This is a genomic window from Cupriavidus sp. FW306-1B-F12B (genome assembly GCF_058781795.1).
In genome coordinates this window covers 24,050-44,001 of sequence record NZ_JBYSXC010000021.1, presented here as the reverse complement: position 1 = coordinate 44,001, position 19,952 = coordinate 24,050, and the positions used below count along the sequence as shown (strand labels likewise).

Annotated in this window: 17 protein-coding genes; 6 read left to right on the top strand and 11 right to left on the bottom strand. The window is 68.3% G+C overall.

What is annotated here, in order from left to right; all coding sequences use genetic code 11:
* Window positions 1-3: 3 nt before the first annotated feature.
* Genes AC3WLE_RS27855 through AC3WLE_RS27845 form a run of 3 tightly spaced genes read left to right on the top strand, consistent with a single transcriptional unit; the run spans window position 4 to window position 3,345 of the window.
* On the top strand, window positions 4-1,227 hold the full coding sequence (locus tag AC3WLE_RS27855; RefSeq protein ID WP_492317732.1) for a hypothetical protein: 1,224 nt from the start codon (window positions 4-6) through the stop codon (window positions 1,225-1,227).
* Window positions 1,224-2,333 carry a GNAT family N-acetyltransferase gene (locus tag AC3WLE_RS27850; protein ID WP_492317733.1) on the top strand — a complete coding sequence of 370 codons (1,110 nt, stop codon included), beginning with the start codon at window positions 1,224-1,226 and terminating at the stop codon, window positions 2,331-2,333. The genes AC3WLE_RS27855 and AC3WLE_RS27850 overlap by 4 nt, the downstream gene beginning before the upstream one ends.
* A 4-nt stretch (window positions 2,334-2,337) precedes the next feature.
* Window positions 2,338-3,345 (top strand): nitroreductase family protein, encoded by a 1,008-nt coding sequence (locus AC3WLE_RS27845; RefSeq protein ID WP_492317734.1) that lies wholly within the window; start codon window positions 2,338-2,340, stop codon window positions 3,343-3,345.
* Between the two features lie 6 nt (window positions 3,346-3,351).
* On the opposite strand, the gene AC3WLE_RS27840 is transcribed toward AC3WLE_RS27845, so the two are convergent.
* The 8 genes from AC3WLE_RS27840 to AC3WLE_RS27805 all read right to left on the bottom strand — a co-directional run bounded on the left by AC3WLE_RS27840 (window position 3,352) and on the right by AC3WLE_RS27805 (window position 11,896).
* Window positions 3,352-4,995: a c-type cytochrome gene (locus tag AC3WLE_RS27840; protein WP_492356756.1), complete on the bottom strand. Its 1,644-nt coding sequence runs from the start codon at window positions 4,993-4,995 to the stop codon at window positions 3,352-3,354.
* Between the two features lie 154 nt (window positions 4,996-5,149).
* Window positions 5,150-5,977 (bottom strand): class I SAM-dependent methyltransferase, encoded by an 828-nt coding sequence (locus AC3WLE_RS27835; protein WP_492317736.1) that lies wholly within the window; start codon window positions 5,975-5,977, stop codon window positions 5,150-5,152.
* A gap of 89 nt (window positions 5,978-6,066) precedes the next feature.
* Window positions 6,067-6,411 carry a Na+/H+ antiporter subunit G gene (locus tag AC3WLE_RS27830; RefSeq protein WP_013956828.1) on the bottom strand — a complete coding sequence of 115 codons (345 nt, stop codon included), beginning with the start codon at window positions 6,409-6,411 and terminating at the stop codon, window positions 6,067-6,069.
* A gap of 10 nt (window positions 6,412-6,421) precedes the next feature.
* Window positions 6,422-6,694 (bottom strand): K+/H+ antiporter subunit F, encoded by a 273-nt coding sequence (locus AC3WLE_RS27825; RefSeq protein ID WP_013956829.1) that lies wholly within the window; start codon window positions 6,692-6,694, stop codon window positions 6,422-6,424.
* Window positions 6,679-7,182 (bottom strand): Na+/H+ antiporter subunit E, encoded by a 504-nt coding sequence (locus AC3WLE_RS27820; protein WP_010812079.1) that lies wholly within the window; start codon window positions 7,180-7,182, stop codon window positions 6,679-6,681. Before AC3WLE_RS27820 ends, AC3WLE_RS27825 begins: the two co-directional genes overlap by 16 nt.
* 3 nt (window positions 7,183-7,185) lie before the next feature.
* Window positions 7,186-8,727: a monovalent cation/H+ antiporter subunit D gene (locus tag AC3WLE_RS27815; RefSeq protein ID WP_492356755.1), complete on the bottom strand. Its 1,542-nt coding sequence runs from the start codon at window positions 8,725-8,727 to the stop codon at window positions 7,186-7,188.
* A complete protein-coding gene (locus tag AC3WLE_RS27810) occupies window positions 8,724-9,092 on the bottom strand; it encodes a Na+/H+ antiporter subunit C (RefSeq protein ID WP_492317738.1) in 369 nt (122 codons plus the stop codon). Before AC3WLE_RS27810 ends, AC3WLE_RS27815 begins: the two co-directional genes overlap by 4 nt.
* Entirely contained in the window at window positions 9,092-11,896 is a 2,805-nt protein-coding gene (locus AC3WLE_RS27805; RefSeq protein ID WP_492356754.1) for a monovalent cation/H+ antiporter subunit A, read from the bottom strand. The genes AC3WLE_RS27810 and AC3WLE_RS27805 overlap by 1 nt, the downstream gene beginning before the upstream one ends.
* A gap of 316 nt (window positions 11,897-12,212) precedes the next feature.
* Here AC3WLE_RS27805 and AC3WLE_RS27800 point away from each other — a divergent pair, with 316 nt between their 5' ends.
* Window positions 12,213-13,781 (top strand): EAL domain-containing protein, encoded by a 1,569-nt coding sequence (locus AC3WLE_RS27800; protein ID WP_492352603.1) that lies wholly within the window; start codon window positions 12,213-12,215, stop codon window positions 13,779-13,781.
* Window positions 13,782-13,802: 21 nt separating this feature from the next.
* On the opposite strand, the gene AC3WLE_RS27795 is transcribed toward AC3WLE_RS27800, so the two are convergent.
* Genes AC3WLE_RS27795 through AC3WLE_RS27785 form a run of 3 tightly spaced genes read right to left on the bottom strand, consistent with a single transcriptional unit; the run spans window position 13,803 to window position 17,233 of the window.
* Entirely contained in the window at window positions 13,803-14,807 is a 1,005-nt protein-coding gene (locus tag AC3WLE_RS27795; RefSeq protein WP_492356753.1) for a Bug family tripartite tricarboxylate transporter substrate binding protein, read from the bottom strand.
* Window positions 14,808-14,858: 51 nt separating this feature from the next.
* On the bottom strand, window positions 14,859-16,007 hold the full coding sequence (locus AC3WLE_RS27790) for an NAD(P)H-dependent flavin oxidoreductase (protein ID WP_492356752.1): 1,149 nt from the start codon (window positions 16,005-16,007) through the stop codon (window positions 14,859-14,861).
* The gene (locus tag AC3WLE_RS27785) at window positions 16,004-17,233 is read right to left on the bottom strand and encodes an acyl-CoA dehydrogenase family protein (protein WP_492317743.1); all 1,230 of its coding nucleotides are present in this window, start codon (window positions 17,231-17,233) and stop codon (window positions 16,004-16,006) included. The genes AC3WLE_RS27790 and AC3WLE_RS27785 overlap by 4 nt, the downstream gene beginning before the upstream one ends.
* 148 nt (window positions 17,234-17,381) lie before the next feature.
* Here AC3WLE_RS27785 and AC3WLE_RS27780 point away from each other — a divergent pair, with 148 nt between their 5' ends.
* A complete protein-coding gene (locus AC3WLE_RS27780; protein ID WP_492317744.1) occupies window positions 17,382-18,329 on the top strand; it encodes a LysR family transcriptional regulator in 948 nt (315 codons plus the stop codon).
* A gap of 150 nt (window positions 18,330-18,479) precedes the next feature.
* Window positions 18,480-19,907, top strand: coding sequence for an amidase (locus AC3WLE_RS27775; protein ID WP_492356751.1), 1,428 nt, complete (start codon window positions 18,480-18,482; stop codon window positions 19,905-19,907).
* Window positions 19,908-19,952: the final 45 nt, after the last annotated feature.

Sequence of the window (19,952 nt, the reverse complement as noted above, 5' to 3'; positions counted from 1 at the left end):
CGCGTGATTGACGCCCTGGCAAGCGATGTGGCCGTTACCTGGCTCGGCGCGGTGGGCTGTGGGCTCTGCCTGCATTTCCTTTGGTCCCGGCGCGAGGCCGGGGCCGGCACGGGCCTGTTCCTGTTCGGGGTGCTGACGGCGCTGCTGGCAGTGCGGGGCTTTTCCTGGCTGCTTGGCGGCACGGTGCTGGCTCAGCTGGTGTTTGCGGCGGCAACCCTGCTGCCCATTGCCATGACCCTGTTTGCCGAGCACCTGGTGCGGCGCCACCACCCGTTGTGGCTGAAGCTGCTGGCGCTGGGCGTGTCGGTGGTGTTCTTCGTCATCAATCTCTTTACCGATCTGCCGGGCAATACGCCGCTGCTGCTGATGTTCCTTGGCTGCTTCGCCGTGGTGACCGCAAGCAATGGCTGGTTCCTGCTGTGGCTGCGCGATGCCGAACTGTCCGACAACGAGGAACGCCTGGCCCGGGCGGTAGTGGTGGTCGTGGCCCTGGCCGTCCCGCTCGCGGCCACCGACTTCCGCGAGGAGCTCGGCCATGTGCCGGTTCGCCTGGGGGCGCTCGGGGCGCTGGCATTTGTCTATGTGTTCCTGAACCTGTCGGAATCGCAGCGGGTCGTGCGCGGGCTGCTGGTGCATATCGCAGCCGCCCTGCTCTTCGCCGTCGTGCTGGCCAGCGTGATGGCGCTGGCTTCGCGCGGGCCCGGCCCGGGCTTTGCAGAGGCCGGCCTGCGCGGCATGCCCGTTGCCATTGCATGGGTGCTGCTGACGGCCATTTTTGTCCGCATTCGCGCCGTTTCGCTGGCTGGTGATGGCAACGCGTTCCTGCGCTGGCTGCTCCACGCCCGGCTGGATACGCCAGAGGGTTTCCTGCATTCGCTCAGGCGCCTGCCGCAGACCACCGACCATGTGGTGCTCGGCAACGCGGAGCTTGCGGGCTACGCGCTGGACGCGTTGTTCGACCTGGCAGGAAGGCGGCGTGAGCCCGTCTCGATCGGCGACGCCAGGGCCTGGGCCAGGATCCGGGAAGGCGATGGGGTCGAGGCTGCGGAACAGCTGGTAGACCTGCTCGAGCGCCATGAAATGACCCATGCCCTGCTGATCGCGCGCCAGCCCGCGCAGGTGGTGCTGCTGAACCTGCCGCAAGGCGCCAACGCGGCGATCGGCGAGCTGCGCGCGGCGGTGATCCTGCGGCTGGCGCGCCATCTCGGGCAGCGGGAGGCCGCATGACAACCGTGCTGCGTGAAGGCGATTTCGACGCGTTCTTTGAGGCGCCCTTCGCCTGCTATGGCCGTGATACCCATTTTGTCTCGCCGATGAAGGGGGATCTTGCGCGCGCACTGGACCCGGCGAAGAACCCGCTGTTCCGGCAGTTTGCGCGCCGCACCTGGTTCACCGCCCATCGGGACGGACGGATCGTGGGCCGTATCCTGGCCCATATCCACGATGCATCCAATCATCAATACGGCCAGAAGCGCGGCTGCTTCGGCATGTTCGACTGCGTCGATGACGTGGAGGTCGCGCAAGCGCTGCTCGACGCGGCGGCGGCCTGGGTGAAGCGCAACGGCTGTGACGAACTGGCTGGCAGCTTCAACCTGACGATCACGCAGATGATCGGCATCGTCACCGAGGGCTTCGAGCATCCGCCATACACCTACCAGGAATACACACCGCCGCATATTGCCAGGCTGCTCCAGGCATGCGGCTTCGAGCCGTTCTTTCCGATGCGCACGTTCGAGCTCGACGTGCGCAGCTACGATCCGCAGCAGTTGATCGGCAACAAGCAACGCGCGCTGCTGGATGATCCCGCCTGGCAATTCAAGCCGATCCGGCGGCGCGGCTTTGACCGGCGCCTGCTGGAGGCATGCACTGTCCTGAACGATGGTTTCTCCGGCAACCCGATGTTCGTGCCGCTGACGGCGGAGGAATTCCTGTTTCCCTGCGCCGGCATGATGTGGATCATCGACGAGCGGCTGTCCTGTACCGCTTATTTCAACGGGGAGCCGATCGGGGTGCTGCTGTGCGTGCCGGATCTCAACCCGTTTCTGCGCGCCACCGGCTTCCGCCTGAAGCTGTCCACGCTCTGGCATCTGATCAGGTTCCGCGCCAGCCGCAAGCGTGCGGCGATCATCTTCTTTTCCGTGCGCAGGGACTACCACAGCCGCGGCGTCAACGGCGTCATGCTGCACCATCTGCTCACGGCGATGCGCGGTGCCGGGTACTCGCACCTGGGCATCAGCTGGGTGTCGGATTCGAATGGCGCCAGCCAGAAGCAAATGGAGAAGATGTGCGCCAGGCCACTGCATCGGCTGCATCTCTTCAAAAAGGCCATCTAGCGACATGCTCACGCTCGATCAGCATCTCACCCTGGTTGCCCAGGCTGGCCGCGCTCCCAGCGCGCACAATATCCAGCCCGCGCGCTGGCGCTTTGCCGGCGACAAGGTTGAACTGTTTGAAGAGCCTGCGCGATGGCTGTCCGTGGGCGACCCCACCGGGCGGGACAACCAGATCGCCCTGGGCATGGCCTGGGAAGGCATGGCCATGGCGTTGTCGACGCTCGGGTTGGGGCTCACGCAGCCTGCGGTCTCCGGCCTGCCCTACCCGCCCGCTACCCCGGGCTTGCGCGCGGCCGCATCCGGCCTGATCACATCAGGTGCGGGCCCGGATCCCCTAGCCGCCTTCGTGGACGCGCGCCGCGCCTATCGAGGCAAGTTTCTCCGTGCGACCCCGGCACAGATCAAGTCGTTGGGCGAATGCGCTGCAGCCCACGCGGAGTTCGTCACGCTGGCCAGCGAGAACAGCACGGCGCAAATCGCCAGATGGTATGACGACGCCGCGGCTGCGGGATTGAATGACCCACGGTTTGCCGAGGAGCTCTGCCACTGGCTGCGCTTGTCACCGCACGATCCAGGCTGGCCGCGCGACGGGCTTTCGGCCGAATGCATGGCACTGTCGCGGTGGGAAGCCTGGGGCGCGTCGATTGCGCTGAGACCTCGTGTGCTCCGGCTGCTCTCGGCGCTTTCGCTAAGCGGCCTGCTGACATCGGAAAGCGCAAAAGTGAAAAGCGCGGCGCGGATCGTCCTGATCCATGCCGCACCCGAGGTCACGAGCTTTGACATCGGGCGCCGCTGGTACCGGTTCTGGCTGGCCATGACTGCCAGGGGCTTTGCCGGCGTGCCGATGTCGGCGCTGGCCGATTCACCTGGCCATGCCGCCATGCTTGCCGAAAGCCAGCGCTTGCCGCGGGGGAATCGGCTCGTCAATGTGATGCGCTTCGGGCCGGTGCCGGATCGTGGCATTGCGCAAAGCGCCCGGCTCCCAGTCGCGGAACTGCTGCAGGATTTCTGACGGCAGCTAGAGCAATTTCAGGAATTCCAGCAGCGCATCCTTGTCGCTTTCGGCAAGGGTAGAGAATTCCTTCTCATGGCCGCGGTTGTCGCGCCCCGCTGTCGCCGTGTCGTAGAGCACGGGTTTCGACCACGGCCGGTAGCTGGCCGGATAGGCCCAGGTACCGTCGGCATCAAGCCTGCCGGCGATGCCCAGCTTGCCGTAGTCCAGTGCATGACCGCCGACCCAGAAGCGCCTGGGCCGCGCCTGCGGATGCATGAGATGCCAGAGCGTGGGCACGGAGCCGTTATGAAGGTATGGTGCCGTCGCCCATACGCCGGAGAGGATGGGCGCGACATAGCCACCGGTGTTTGCCGCGTCGATATGCCTGCCCAGCTCGGAGCGCGAGATGGCTTGCAGCAGGCCGGGATCGATTGCTTGCCAGCGCGTCGGGTCAGTCCCGATATCCGCCTGCGCCACCAGCCGGTTGGGGAAGCTGACAAGGCGCGGGCGCTCTGGGTCCTGGCTGTAGCTGCCATGGCACTGGGCGCAGTTGGCATCAAAGACGGCGCGGCCGCGCGCGGCGCGGGAGCGGTCAACCGGCCCCGGAAACGGCGGCGGGGTGTAGCCCGCCATGAACCGCATGACGTCTTCCACCTGCGGAATCGCGCGGCCGGCGCGATCCGGTGGCATGCCCATGGTCGGCACGGTAAAGAAGGCCACGATATGCGCCAGCCTCCCGGCATCGCTGGCGGCACCGGGTGCCACCGGCGCAAAGCGCGGCGTGCCTTTGCTGGTATAGACGCCGTCGTAGAGCAGCGATGAGCGCAGGCTGCGGTAGCCCAGTTCCGGAATCGAGGTGGAACCACTGGCGGCCGTGCCCGCCGAGAGCTGATGAAACTGGAACTTGAGTGCCGCGACCCCATTGGTGCTGCCGGCCGCGCCGTTGCTGAACGGCAGCGGCTCGTCACCGCTGGCTTCGAGTTCCGCCACCCGTTTTACCAGCCGCGGCCAGACGAATTTCCGGATGGTATCCAGTTCCTCCTTGCTGGTTTCGGGGTAAAGCTGGTGGATGGCCGAGAGGAGCTTTTCCGGATCGGATTTCACCCGCTTCACCGCCTGATAGACCGCGGCGACGAAGGCGTCGAGGTTGAGGGAGGTATTCGGCAGGCCCAGCCAGACATCGTTGGTGGGACGCCCGTCCTTGCCGTAGGTGATGCCCGCATGGCACGATGCGCATCCCAGGTTGGACACTTCCAGGCGGATCTTCGGGAGGTTCCGGCCGATCATTCCGCTGACCACGCCCAGGGGCTTGTCGAACCTGGGCTGTTGCTGGCGCGGCCAGTTGCGGACCGCATCGGGATAGATGAAGCCGAACTCGCGCAGGGCCCGGCGCAAGGCATCCTGGGTGACCGGAACGCCGGGGCCGCCGGCCAGCAGCAGCGCCGTCGTCGCCAGCTTCCACGGCAGTGCATTGGTCTCAAGGGTATCGGTGCTCAGGCCGCCGAAGTCCTCGAAGACAAAGCGCGCCGCCCCGAGGTCATCGGCACGATCCCCGGCCCGGAAGTCCCGCATGACCGCGGATTCGCCTTCAGCATAGCCGCGCAGGAAATCGCATCCCGACAGCGAAGCCAGGGACAGACCGATCGCGAGCACGCGTACAAGGGGCATCGTAGTCAACGTCCGACAGTGCGCGCCAGGGAATCCGGACCGCGCCGCGCTGATGGTAGCCGACGATCCGTGCTGTCTCAAGCCAGCCGCTGCAGCCAGCCGCTGCAGCCAGGCCACTGCCCAGGTGGCGCCGCGACAAACTGCCGAGGCAGCTTTACCCGGCGGGCGCCGTTACCATCACCACGTGCGCCTGCATCGGCACAGCCAGTGGACCCGCGCCGTAAGCCTTCAGGAGTGCCTGTTCGCAGTGGTCGGTTGCCCGGCCGAGCGCATCCGGCCCGCGCCGCTCAAGGTCGGCGCGCAACGGCGTGCCCTGGCAGAATGCGACCGCCGGGATGCGGGCGGCGCTGGCGCGGCTGGTTGCCGCGACGGTTTCAAAGACCGGGGATGACTGGAAGCCGCCCAGGCGCAGGTCCTGCTCGATGGCGGCCTGGCTGTGGTAGCCATGCGGAACGCGGGCCATGAACTCGGGCGGTGAGTCGGGAAACAGCGTGGCGAGCGCCGCGGTGACATCGCGGGCAAATGCGTTGAACTCCAGCTGGTCCCAGACATTGAAGATCAGCGTGCCGCCCGGCACCAGCACGCGGCGGGCTTCGGCGAAGGCGCGGCCCTTGTCGGGGAAGAACATCACGCCAAACTGGCAGGCGACCATGTCGAAGCTGCCATCAGCGAACGGCAGCGCCATGGCGTCGGCCTCGCGCCAGTGCACCGGACGGCTGGTGCCGGCCTGCTCCGCCCGCGCCAGCATCGGCGCGTTGAGGTCGGTGGCAACGATCAGGGTATCGGCCGGCAGCCGCCCGGCGATTTCCCGGGTCAGCACGCCGGTGCCGGCGGCCAGTTCCAGCACCCGGCGCGGCTGCAGCGCGGCGATGCGGGCAGCCATGTCGGCAGCGTATGGCGCAAAGATCATCGGCACCATCAGGGCCTCATAGACTTCCGGAATCGCGCCCGCGAAGACTTTGTCCGAGTGTTGCAAGTCCATGAAACCCCCTGCCCTGGCGTGGAAGATGCCGGCATCGCCTGACTGGGTGTAGGACACATTGGAGCGAAAGTAAACCGTGGCGGCCATTCCTAATCGCGGATGCGCGGCATCCAGCCGCTGCCGCGCGTGCGCGGATCCACCGGCAGCTGGCGCTGCAGCGCGGCCTTGGCCAGCATGTGGGCACTGATCGGCGCGGTCAGGAACAGGAAGGCGGTCACCAGCAGTTCATGCAGGCTGGCATCGCCCCGGAAGCTGAAGTACGCCACCGAGGCCAGCACCACCCCGCCCACGCCCAGCGTGGTCGACTTGGTCGGCCCATGCAGCCGCATGAAGAAGTCCGGCAGCCGGAACAGCCCGATCGCCCCGACCAGCATGAACACGCTGCCCACCAGCAGCAGCGCGCACACAATAAATTCCGCAACAGGATGCAGCATCTGACATTCCCTAGTATTCGATGATGTCGCCGCGCTGCAGGTACTTGGACAGCGCCACGGTGCCGACGAAGCCCATCACCGCGATCAGCAGCGCGGCCTCGAAGAACAGTGCCGAATCCAGGCTGATGCCTAGCACCACGATCAGCGCGATGGCGTTGATATTCAGCGTGTCCAGCGCCACGATGCGGTCCGGCAGGCTGGGTCCGCGCAGCAGCCGCGCCAGGGTCAGCAGGAAGGCCAGGCCCAGGATCACCAGGCAGACCGGTATCACGATGGCAAGCATTGGAAGATCTCCTTGAGCGGGGTTTCATAGCGCGACTTGATCAGCTCGACCAGCGCGGCTTCTTCCTCCAGATCCAGCACGTGCACGAGCAAGGCGCGGCGGTCGTCGCTCAGTTCTGCGCACAGCGTGCCGGGGCTGAGCGAGACGATGCTGATCAGTGCGGTGGTGGCGAGTTCGTGCTCGACATCGAGCGGCACCACGATAAAGGCGGGGCGCAGGCGCGCGGTGGGGCCCAGCACCATGATGGCCACTTCCACGTTGGCTTTCACGATATCGAACAGCACATGGATGCTGAGCCGCAGGATCAGGTCCGGCCGCGACAAGCGGAAGGCGCCCAGCACCAGCCAGCGGTCGGCCAGCCGGCCGATGGCCCAGCCCAGCAGTGCCCCCAGCAGCCAGTGCCCGGGGGCCAGGCTGTTGGTCAGCAGCAGCCACATGATCATCAGGATCAGGCTCAGCCAGGGATGGGGAAGCAGGCGCTGCAGCATGGCCTACCCCGGCTGCCCGGGCAGCACTGCCCGGAGATAGGCGGCGCGGTCCAGCAACTGCGCCGCCGCGTCGGCCACATAGTCGCTGACCGGCCGCGCGCATACCGTCAGCGCGACATTGCCCGCCAGCAGCAGTGCGCAGCAGGCCAGCTTGCGCGCGTCGGGCCGCACGCGCACGCGTGCCGCGCCGGGATGGTCTTCGTCGAGGTATTCATCCCCTTCCGGCACGCGCTCCGCCTCATGCGGCAGCCGCCACAGCAGCCGCGTGCCGGTGCGGGACACGGCAATCAGCAGCAGCAGGCCCGACACCAGCACCGCGGACCACAGCGCAGGCAACCACGGCGGCGGGGTCGCGCGCAGCACCATGGCCTTGCCGAGGAAGCCCGACAGCGGCGGCAGCCCCACCGCTGCCACCACGCCCACCAGGTACAGCAGCCCGGCCAGCCGCGAGGCACTGACCGGGGCCCCGTCCTCGCGCCCAGGCTCCGGCTCCAGCGCGTCGGCCAGCAGGAACAGCGCGGCGGTGCACAGCGTGGTGCTGAGCAGGTAGAACATCGCCGCGGCCCAGCCGGCTTGCGTCTGCATCGATACGCAGGCGGCCAGCAATCCGACCGATGCCACCACCAGGTAGCTGGTCATCGCGCGCAGCGTGCCGGCGGCGACCGCGCCCAGTGCGCCGACCGCCAGCGTGACCAGCGCCAGCACGAACACCCAGTCATGCAGGAACGGCCCCAGCAGCCCCTGCGGGCCGCCGAAGATCAGCGCATCGCAACGCAGCATCGCGTAGATGCCGACCTTGGTCATGATGGCAAACAGCGCCGCGACCGGGCCGGTGGCGCTGGCGTAGGCGCGCGGCAGCCAGAAATACAGCGGAAACAACGCCGCCTTCAGCGCAAAGACCAGCATCAGCATGGCGCCGGCGGCCACCGCCAGCGGCAGGTCCTGGGCCGGCAGGCCGGCCAGGCGCAGGCCCAGGTGCGCCATGTTCAGCGTGCCCGACAGCCCGTACAGCACGCCGACCGCCACCAGGAAGAACGACGACGCCACCAGGTTCAGGATCACGTAGTGCAGCCCGGCGCCGACCCGCGCCCGCCCTGCCCCATGCACCAGCAGGGCATAGGACGCGATCAGCAGGATCTCGAAGAAGACGAACAGGTTGAACAGGTCGCCCGCCAGGAAGGCGCCGTTCAGGCCCATCAGCTGGAACTGGAACAGCGCATGGAAATGCCGGCCCTGCCGGGCCGTGCCCTCTCCCGCCGCCGCCAGCGCTGCCACGGCCAGCACCACGGTCAGGGCTAGCATCATCGCGCCGGTGCGGTCCAGTTGCAGCACGATGCCGAACGGGGCGGACCAGTTGCCCACCGCATAGACCGCAATCTCGCCGCCAGCCGCCTGGCGCAGCAGGTGCACCGCCACTGGTGCCAGCATCAGCGTGGCCACGGCGCAGACGATGCGCTGCGCGCGCAGCCGCTGGGCCGGCATCGCGGTCAGCAGCGCACCGGCAAACATGGGGATCAGGATGGGCAGCAGCACGGCGTGGTTCATGGCCGCGGCCCCTGCTTACCGCCATCGGCGGCGCGCCCCTCGGGCTGGCCGGCGGCGTCGACGTGGTCGCTGCCGGTAAGCCCCAGCGAGCGCAGCGCCAGCACCACCGCGAACGCCGTCATGCCGAACGCGATCACGATCGCGGTCAGCACCAGCGCCTGGGGCAGCGGATCGGCATAGCTGGCGCCCGCCACGATCACCGGCGGCCGCCCGATCGACAGGCGGCCCATGCCCAGCAGGAACAGGCTGACCGCATACGACAGCAGCGTCAGCCCCAGCACCACGGTGAAGACGCGCTCGCGCAGCAGCAGGTAGATGCCGCCCGCGGCCAGGATGCCGACGGTGATGGCGTAGAGCGCGGCCATCAGGCGTCCTCCGCGGCCTGTGCCGGCGGCAGGTTGCGCACGCCCAGGTGCGATACGATCACCAGCGTGGTTCCGGTCACGGTGCAGAAGACTCCCAGGTCAAAGAGCATCGCCGTGGCCAGTTCCACCTCGCCGATGCCCGGTATGTGGAAATGCCCGAAGGCGGTGGTCAGGAACGGATAGCCGAAGGCCAGGCTGCCCAGTCCGGTCAGGCCCGCCAGCAGGATGCCCCCGCCGGCAATAGCGCGATAGTCCGGCGCAATGCGCGCTTCGGTCCAGCGCACGCCGCTGGCAACGTACTGCAGCAGCAGCGCCACCGATGTGATCAGCGCCGCGACAAAGCCGCCGCCCGGCAGGTTGTGCCCGCGCAGCAGGATAAAGACCGCCACCAGCAGCGTCAGCGGCAGCATCAGCCGCGCCAGCATGGCCAGCAGCAGCGGATGCGCCTGGCTGCTCCACGGCAGGCCATCGGGCGCTGCCGACGGCGTGTCCAGCCGCATGCCCTTGAGCAGCGCCTGCACCGCCAGCCCTGCGATCAGCAGCACGCAGATCTCGCCCATGGTGTCGAAGCCCCGGAAATCCACCAGCAGCACGTTGACCACGTTGTGCCCGCCGCCGCCGGGCACGGACTGGTCGATGTAGAAGGCAGACACCGGGTCATAAGGCCGTGTCATCACCGCGTAGGCCGCCACTGCCAGCAAAGTGCCGCCGCCGAGCGCCAGCACCGCATCCCGCCCGCGGCGCGCAGCCCCGGCGTGCTCCGGCGTGTCGCGCGGCAGGTAGAACAGCGCCAGCACCAGCAGCAGGATCGTCACCACCTCAACCGAGATCTGCGTCAGCGCCAGGTCCGGCGCGGAGAACCGCAGGAACGCCATCGACACCATCAACCCGCAGCCGCCCAGCAGCACCAGCGCGAGCAGCCGCTGGCGGTGCGTCACCACCACGCTTACCCCGAACAGCCCGAGCAGCGCCAGCGTGGCGGCCCCGATCAGGTCGATGGCGCCCGCCGGCACGCTGCCGCCGAGCCATTCCAGGTCGGCCAGGAAGTATGCCGGCACGGCCAGCAGCGCCAGCAGCATCCAGGCGACATAGGTCTGCAGCGAGCCGTTCTCGAGCCAGCGCGTGACGGCCGCGGCAACGCGTTCCAGCGCATGCATGCCATGTTCGAACGACTGGCGCGCGCTCAGGTGGTCGATCGCCTGCTGCAGGCGCCGCAGCGCGTCGCGGCGCAGGAAGAACAGCGCCGCGCCGCCGGCTATCGACACCAGGCTCATCAGCAGCGGCAGGTTGACCCCGTGCCACAGGTTCAGGCTGTACTCCGGCAGGGGCGCGCGCAGCGTGGCCAGCGAAGCCGCCGCCAGCAGGTCGCCCACGGTATAGGCCGGCACCAGCCCGACCACCAGGCAGATCACCACCAGGAACTCCACCGGCACCTTCATGAAGCGCGGCGGCTCGTGCGGCGGGTAGTTGGGCACGTCGGGCTGCCGGGCGCCGAAGAACACCCCGTAGATAAAGCGCAGCGAATAGGCCATCGTCAGCGCCCCCGCCAGCGTCGCCGCGGTCGGGATCACCCAGTTGAAGTCGCCCAGCAGGCCCTGCGCCAGGGTCTCGCCGAAGAACATTTCCTTGCTGAGGAAGCCGTTGAACAACGGCACCCCCGCCATCGACAGCGATGCCACGATGGCCAGCACCGCGGTGTGCGGCATGTAGCGCGCCAGCCCGTGCAGGCGGTCCAGGTCGCGCGTGCCGGTTTCATGGTCGATGATGCCTGCCGCCATGAACAGCGACGCCTTGAACACCGCGTGGTTGATGATATGGAAGATGGCCGCCACCGTGCTGAGCTGGGTATCGAGCCCGAACAGCAGCGTGATCAGGCCCAGGTGGCTGATGGTGGAATAAGCCAGCAGCCCTTTCAGGTCCCGCTGCAGCAGCGCCAGGCCGGCGCCCACGATGAGCGTGGCCAGCCCGGTCATGCTGACCAGGTAGAACCAGCCGTTGGTGCCGTCCAGCACCGGATAGAGCCGCGCCAGCAGGAACACGCCGGCCTTGACCATGGTGGCCGAGTGCAGGTAGGCCGAGACCGGCGTGGGCGCGGCCATGGCATGCGGCAGCCAGAAGCTGAACGGGAACTGCGCTGACTTGGTGAAGACCGCCAGCAGGACCAGCACCAGCATCGGCAGGTACAGCGGGTCGTGCTGCACCTTGCCGGCCTGCGCCAGCACCACGGACAGCTCGAAGCTGCCGCAGATATGGCCCAGCAGCAGCACCCCGGCCAGCAGCGCCAGCCCGCCGCCGCCCGTGACCGCCAGCGCCATGCGCGCGCCCTGGCGCGCATCGGTGCGCCATGACCAGAAGCCGATCAGCAGGAACGACAGGATGCTGGTCAGCTCCCAGAACACCACCAGCAGCAGCAGGTTGCCTGCCAGCACCACGCCCAGCATGGCCGCCATGAACAGCAGCAGCAGGCAGAAGAAGCGCACCGCGGATTCATTGCGCGCGAGGTAGTAGCGCGCGTACAGGATCACCAGCAGGCCCACGCCGAGCACCAGCAGCGCAAACAGGTACGACAGGCCGTCCAGCCGCAGCGACAGGTCCAGCCCGAGCTGCGGCAGCCACGCCACGCGCCAGCCCAGCGCATGCCCCGGCTGCTCGAAGACCGCGCCGCGCAGGCTCAGCAGCAGCACCAGCGCGGCCAGCGGCAAGCCGATGACGACAGGCGCCAGCATGCGCGCGGCGCGCATGCCGATCAACCACGTCAGCGCCGCGGCCAGCAGGGGCAGCGCGATCAGCAGCACCAGCGCCATGCGCCCCCCTCAGCCGTTGCCCGGGGGCACGGCCGGCGCGTGCCGGCCGCCGACGCGCCGGGCGGCAAGCCGGGCCGATGGTAATTGTCTTGCAAATGGGGCGGTGGTCATGGGCCAAGTCCTCTATGCGGGCATTCGTGCCCCCTACTTTCCGGATTCTGCCGGCATTGCGCAAGTCATGCTTGCCTTATTGCGCGGCGCACGAAAAAATTCATCGCTTTGCAAAAAGAATCTGAATGCGCGCGACGATGGCGCATGCTGCGCAGCAGCGACGGCGCGTAGTACCCTTCGACAACGCATGGCTGACAGGACAACAATGAAGCGGCCTTTGTTCCTTGCGATGGCAGTGATACTGGCGTTTGCCGCGGCCGTGTTGCCGATTGCGGCCAGCATGCGCGTGGCCGAAGAGGAGGTCGCACGGCGCGAGGTGGCGGAACTGCAGATGCTTGCCAATGCTGCCGTCGCCCGCATGGGGATGGTCATGGCAGACGCCACCGGCGCGCTGCATGAAATGGAAGACCTGCCCGACGCGCCTTGCTCAGACGGCAACCTGGCCAGCCTGAGGCGAATCACCTTCACCTTCCACCACCTGCGCGATGCCGGGCGCTATGCCGGCAATTACCGCTTGTGCTCGGCACTGCTGGGCGACGTCTTCCGGCGGCATATGACATTGCCAGAGCCAGACTGGCGCGACACCCAGGGCTTTGAATACTGGTTCGACCTCGACAACCCGTTTGGCGCGCCCGGCCCCGCCATGCTGGTAGGGCGCCACGGCCACTACGTATCGATCGACCCCAAGTCATTCGTCGACATCGTTGAGCTCGATGGCCGGCACATCGGTGCAGTCAATACCGCCACGGGCGTCTTCATCGCCACCACCACCGGCTCCGACGTGGCGCAGATGGAGCGGGAATACCGGCGCAACGCCAACGGCGCCGACGAACTCGACAATCCCGGCAGTTCCGTGCGCCGTTCCACCCGGATTCCGTTCGCGGCCGTGGTTCTGGCGCCGCCCACCGCGCTGCTGGCCACCTGGCCAATGCTGGTAGGCTCCTTCGTCGTGGCCGGGCTGGCGATCGGCGTGCTGCTGGCCGCGCTGGTATTTCGCGCCATGTCGCGCCGCGTGACCATGGAGGGCGCGCTGCGCAATGCCGTGCGCCGCCGCCGGCTGGAGGTGCATTACCAGCCGATCGTCGCGCTGCACGACGGCCGCTGCGTGGGCGCGGAGGCACTGCTGCGCTGGAAGCGCGACGGCCAGCCGGTGCCGCCCGACCTGCTGATCACGCTGGCCGAGCAGGCCGGGCTGATGCCGCAGATCACCGACCTCGTGCTCGACCGCACCATCGCCGAACTGGGTCCGCTGCTGCGCGCCAGGCCCGGCTTCTATGTGTCAATCAATGTTTGCGCGGATGACGTCAGTTCGCCGCGTTTTCTCGACGTACTTACCGCGCGCCTGAGGGGCACCGGGATCGCGCCCCGGCAGATCCGCATCGAGATCACCGAACGCAGCTTCCTGCACGCCGAGACCGCGCTCGAAGTGATCCAGGCCTTCCGCGATGCCGGGCACCCGATCTACATCGACGACTTCGGCACCGGCTACTCCAGCCTGTCTTACCTGCAGGTATTCAAGGTCGATGTGCTGAAAATCGACAAGTCGTTCATCGACACCATCGGCCGCGAGGCGGCTTCCAGCTCGGTGGCGCCGCACATCATCGCCATGGCCGAGGCGCTGGGCTTCGAGGTCGTGGCCGAGGGCATCGAGCATGAGGAGCAGGCGCGCTTCCTGCGCGAGCGCGGTGCGCAGTTCGGCCAGGGGTGGCTGTTTTCACGCGCCTTGCCGGCAGACGGCCTTCAGGCGTACCTGGCATCCCCGGCGCGTCCCTGAGTTGTGACGCGCCGCGAGACACTAGGCACTTGCCTGGATATTGCGGGCCTTGATCAGCGCGGCCCAGCGGACCTGCTCCGCCGCGATCAGCCGGTCGAAGGCCGGCGCGTCTAGCGCCAGGATCTCCGCATCGAGTCCGGCCAGCTTGGTGCGCACGTCGGCCGTTCCCATGGCCTGCTGCAGCACCCCGCTCAGGTAGGCGATCACCTTGTCCGGGGTGCGCGCCGGCGCCGCCAGGCCATACCAGGAGCGCACCAGCACGCCGGGGTAGCCGGCCTCGGCAATGGTTGGCACCTCGGGCAGCGACTGGGTGCGCTGCCCGGCGTTGGCGGCCAGCGCGCGCACGCGCCCGGCCTTGATCAGCGGCAAGGCAATCGACTGCGACAACAGCGCGAAATGCAGCTGCCCCTGGCCCAGGTCCGGAACGGACGGCGGCTGCCCCTTGTAGCCGATATTGACGGCCTTGATGCCGGTGGCCTCGAAGAACAGCTCCTGCCCCAGGTGGATGGAGCTGCCGGTGCCGGGATTGGGCACGTTGATGCGGCCGGGCCGTTCGCGGGCCCAGGCGACAAACTCCGCCAGCGTCCTGGCAGGCACCGAGTCCGCCACCACGAATATGGCCGGCACCGCGGCCACGGCGCCGATGGCACGGAAGTCCCTGACCCGGATCGATGTCTGCGGATACAGGCTCTCGCTCACCGACAGTACCGGCGTGGCCGCCAGCAAGGTGTAGCCGTCCGGCTCGGCCCGCGACACGGCCTCAACGCCGATCTTGCCATCGGCGCCTGGCCGGTTTTCCACCAGGATGCGCTGCGGCATGGCCAGCGACATGCGGTCCGTGGCGGTGCGGATGGTGATATCGACCACGCCGCCGGCCGGATATGGCACCACGGCGTGCACCACGCGGCCCGGGTAGCCAGCCGGCGGGGGCGGCGCGGACGCGCGCGCCGCGGCTGGCAGCCATGCCGGCACGGACAGTCCCAGTGCCGCCTGCATTGTCGAAATGGTGAATTGTCTGCGGTTCATGCGGGTCTCCATGCGTGTCACGGTCTTTGCCGTTTGAGGGTCTGCGGGACGTCAGGCGCTGCGGGCCTCCAGGTAAGGCCGCAGCGCCGCCAGTGCCTCGCGCGTCTGCTGCACCAGGCGGTGCATCACGGTTGCCACCGGTTCGACCTGGCGGACCCAGGCCACGCTCTGGCCGGCTGCTTCGTACATCAGCGGCGCCACGGCATGCTGTTCAACGGCTGCCAGCAGCCGCCCGGTGAGCGCCTGCTGGTATGGCATCTCCAGCGGGGCAGGCGCGCCCGGTTCCTCCCACGCGTCCGAGAAGGCGCTGCGCACCACGCGGCAAGGCTTGCCGCTATGTGCGCGCGTGATGACGGTGTCTTCGCTGCCGGCGGCGATCAGCTTGTCGGCCAGCGGGCCGGCCAGCTGTTGCTCGCTGGTGCCCAGCCACAGCGTGCCCAGCCATGCGCCTTGCGCACCCATTGCCAGCGCCGCGGCAATCTGCGCTCCGGTGCCGACCCCGCCGGCGGCCAGCACCGGCCGCCCCTGCGCCGCGGCAATGATCTGCGGCACCAGGGTGAAGGTGCCGATCGGGCCGGTATGGCCCCCGGCGTCATAGCCCTGTGCCACCAGGATATCGACGCCGGCCTCGATGGCCTTGTGCGCATGCCGCGCCGAGCCGACCAGCGCCATAGTGGTCCTGCCGGCCTTGCGCACGCGCGCCAGCGTGCCGGCCGGCGTCCCCACGCCGGCGGCAAAGACTTCGATGTCGCTCTGCGCCACGGCCTCGACCTGCTCTTCGAAGAGCGCCTGCGAGCGGACATACTGCGAGAAGAAGTTGCCCTGCGTGGCTGGCGGCACCGCGAAGCGCGTAAACAGGGTGTCGATGAATGCCTTGTGCCCTTCGGGCACCGCCGCGGCGACGGTGTCCGCATCCACCGCGCCCGGCAAGGCGGTGGGCAACAGCAGGTCCACGCCGACCGGGCGATCCGGGCACAGGCGGCGCAGGTCGCGCAGCTTGCCGGCCAGTTCGTCGGGGCCGTCGCGCGCGGCCGCGTAGACGCCAAGCCCGCCCGCATTGGAGATGGCGGCGGCCACTTCGATGCTGTGTGCCAGCCCATACACGGGCCAGCGGATGCCCAGCCGCCGGCACAGGGGATTGGTGAGCGGATCATGGCCGGCGTCCTGCTGCCGCGCTTGCTCAGGCGTGTGCGTCATCATGCGGCTCCGAACAGGTCGGGTGCCAGGTCCAGGCACGGGTGGCATGGCATTGCCGCCGCGGTCTTCATCAGGTAGCGCCCGATCAGGTTCTTGTGCACCTCGCTGGTCCCCTCGCCGATCTGGTTCATCTTGGCGTCGCGCATGAAGCGCTCCAGCGGATAGGCCTTCAGGTAGCCGTTGCCGCCGAGCAATTGCAGGCAGTCCACCACCACCTTCATGCACAGGTCAGTGCTGTGCATCTTGGCGATCGAGGCATGGATCGAGGTATCGGGATCCTGCCGGTCGTAGCGCTGCGCGCAGGCATAGACCAGGCAGCGGGCGGCCTCGATGCGTGCGCCCATGTCCGCCAGCATCCACTGGATGCCCTGGTGCTCTCCCTCCGTGCGCCCGAATACCTGCCGCACATCCGCGTACTGGGCCGCGATCTGCAGCGCCCCGCTCATGCGGCCCAGCGCGATGGCGGCGTGCCCGATGCGCGCCCGCACCAGCGTATCCTGCGCCAGCGCCATCCCCTGCCCTTCTTCGCCCAGGCGGTTCCCGACCGGCACGGCTACCTCATCGAAATACACCTCGGCGATCGGCACACCGTTCCAGCCCATCTTGGGGATGGTCGGCGACACCGAGATCCCGGCGCTGGCGCGCGGCACCAGGAAGGCGCTCAGCCCCTTGCTGCCGGCCGGGCCGTCCGCCAGGCGCGCCACCACCACGTACATGTCGGCCACGCCCGCGCGGGTGATGAACTTCTTGGTGCCGTTCAGTACATAGTGGCCGCCATCGCGTCGGACCGTGGCCTGCAGCCCGGCCAGGTCCGACCCGGCACCCGGCTCGGTCAGCGCAAAGGCCGCCTGCAACTCGCCCGATGCCAGTTTCGGTACCATGGCACTGCACAGCGCATCCGAGCCACCGGCGACGATCGGCCGCGACGACAGGTCCGTGCCGGTGACCAGCGACGCGGCCGTGCTGCATGCCCGCGCCAGTTCCTCGATGATGCGCACGCGCAGCAGCATCGAAGCCCCGGTGCCGCCCAGGCTGCGCGGAAAGGCGGTGGCGATGACGCCCTCGGCCGCCAGCAGCCGGAACGTGTCCCAGGCAAAAACGTCCTCGCGCCCGACCTGCTCGGCCTGCGGCCCGATCTGCTCCCGGACCAGGGCCTGGACCCGCGCCAGCATGTCGGCTTCCGGGGCTTCCAGTGAGATGAGCGGATGATGTTCGGCGTGGATTGGCATGCTGCATGTCTCCTTTTGGTCTGGCCATCGGGCACGGCCATGGCGTAGAGGGGACGATAGACGCCTCCGATGGCATCGATCAATGTCTACAATGCATAGCAGAATTCCACTAACAGCAAATCCAGGCTGACCTCGAAAACGCTGCAACATGCAAGACGAACTTACCCTGAAGGCACTTGGCATCTTTGTGGAGGTGGCCCGCACCGGCAGCGTCACCAGCGCCGCGGCACGGCTGGGGCTGGCGCAGTCGGTGGTCAGCCGGCAAGTCGCGGCGCTGGAGCGCCTGATCGGTGGGGCCCTCTTTTATCGCAACGGGCGCGGCGTGGCGCTGACTTCGCTCGCCGGCCAGTTGCTGGCGCAGGCCGTGCCGCTGCTGGACGGCGCGACCGAGCTGCTGGACACCGCGCGCGGCCACGCCGGCCATGTCAGCGGCGTGGTCACCATCGGCCTGGTGCCAGCGGTGTCGCCGGCGCTGTCCAGTGCACTGCTGGCCGAGATCGGCACGCGCTATCCCGGTGTGCGTCTGCGCATCGTGGAGGGATATAGCGGCGATATCGAAACGCGCCTGTCGCAGGGCGAGATCGATCTCGGCGTGGTCAACCGCTACCGCGCCGCCGGGCGCAACAGCTACCGGCGCCTGTTCGAGACCCCGCTGATGCTGGTCGGGCACCGCGAGCGGCTGGCCGAACGGTGCCGCGAGCTGGGCATCGGGCCAGGTCCGCTGGCCACGCGGCAGCTGGCGCGTTTCCCACTGGTGCTGCCGGTGCCGCCCAATGCCATCCGCACGCTCCTCGACGACCTCGCCACGCGGCAGAAATTCAGCCTGGCGGTGGTGATGGAGGCCGGCTCCTCCGCCGTGATCAAGCGGATCATGGCCGATCACATGGCCTTCAGCGTACTGCCTTACCACGCCGTGGCGGAAGAACTGGCCAGCGGCCTGATGGATGCCCTGCCGCTGGGCGAGCGCGCCATGCGCCAGTCGGTGGTGCTGGCGGCCAGCAGCCTGCGTCCGTTCACGCAGGCTGCGCGCACGGTGGCGCAGTGCATCCCGGAGCTTGCCGAACGCTTCCTCGCCGATGGCACCTGGCGGCGATAGTCCCCGCGTGCGGGCCGGTTGTAAGATGGCTGTTCCAGGGCCTGTTCACATATAAAACGTTCTATATGTGAACAGGCCCTGGCTTATCGCCATCACGCCTGCGCGCGCCGATACCGGCACGCGCGGCCATCTTCAGGAGACGCCCGTCCAATGAGCGAAGCGCTTTGTCTTGCCAGCGCCGCCGAACTGCAGCAGCGCATCCGGCGCAAGGAAATCTCGCCGGTGGAACTGACCGCTGCGGTGCTGGCGCGCGCCGAGCGGCTGCAGCCGGTGCTGAACTGCTTTATCACGCTGTGCGCGGACGAGGCCATGGCCGCGGCGCGCGCGGCGGAAGCGGCAGTGATGTCCGGCCGGCCGCTGCCTCCGCTGCACGGCATTCCGTTCACCGCCAAGGACATCGTCAACACGCGCGGCGTGCGCACTACCTTTGGCGCCGTGCCGATGCGCGACTACGTGCCGGCCGACGACGCCGTGGCGGTGGCGCGGTTGCGCGCGCAGGGCGCGATCCTGGTCGGCAAGACCACCACGCCGGAATTCGGCTCCAAATGCCTGACCGATTCGCCGCTGTTCGGGCGCACCTGCAATGCCTGGCACGCCGAGCGCACCAGTGGCGGCTCCAGCGGCGGCGCCGCGGTGGCAGTGGCCAGCGGCATCGCGCCGCTGGCGGTGGCGACCGATGGCGGCGGCTCCACGCGCATTCCCGCCGCCTGCAATGGCGTGGTGGGCATCAAGCAGAGCCAGGGGGTGATTCCGCACAGCCAGGCGCAGGACCTGTTCGGCAACCAGACCTACGTGACGCCGACCACGCGCACGGTGGCCGACACCGGCCTGATGCTGCAGGCCATGGCCGGCGAGCATGCGTGCGACCCGTGGTCGATCGGCGTGCCCGCCGCCGACTACGTGGCCGCAGCGCAACCGCAGGGCGACCTGCGTGGCCGGCGCATCCTGTATTGCCTGGCGCCGCCGGGCCGTCCGCTGTCGGCGGACGTGGCACGCGCATTCGAGGCCAGCCTGGACAAACTGCGCGCGCTGGGCGCCGAACTGGAGCCCTTCGGCGGCGAAGGGTTCGACGTCGAGCCCGTCTGGCGTGCCATCAACCACACGGTGTGGCGCACGCGCTTTGCGCCGATCGTGGCGCAGCATCGCGATGCCTTGAGCCCGACCTTCGTGCGCCAGGTGGAATCCGCCGCCGCATTCACCGCAGTGGAATACCAGCAGGCGATGTTCGAGCGCTCGCAACTGTTCCTGCGCGTGCAGGCGCTGCTGGGACGCGCCGACCTGCTCGCCATGCCCACCATCACACGCACCGCGCTGCCGCTGGAGCAAGACCTGTTCGGCCAGATCGAAATCGACGGCCAGGACTATCCCGATGTGCGCGCGAACTGGTTCCCGTGGACCATGCCGTTCAACATGACCGGGCATCCGGCCATCAGCCTGCCCTGCGGCTTTGGCGGCGACGGGCTGCCGATCGGGCTGCAGCTGGTCGGGCGCTTCCGCGGCGACGCGCCGCTGCTGCGTGCGGCGGCCTTGTATGAATCGATCCATGACCTCACGGGCCAGTGGCCCACCCTGCCCTGACACCCTCTCAACATCGTTCCCTGACTGCCATGACTGATCAAGTCC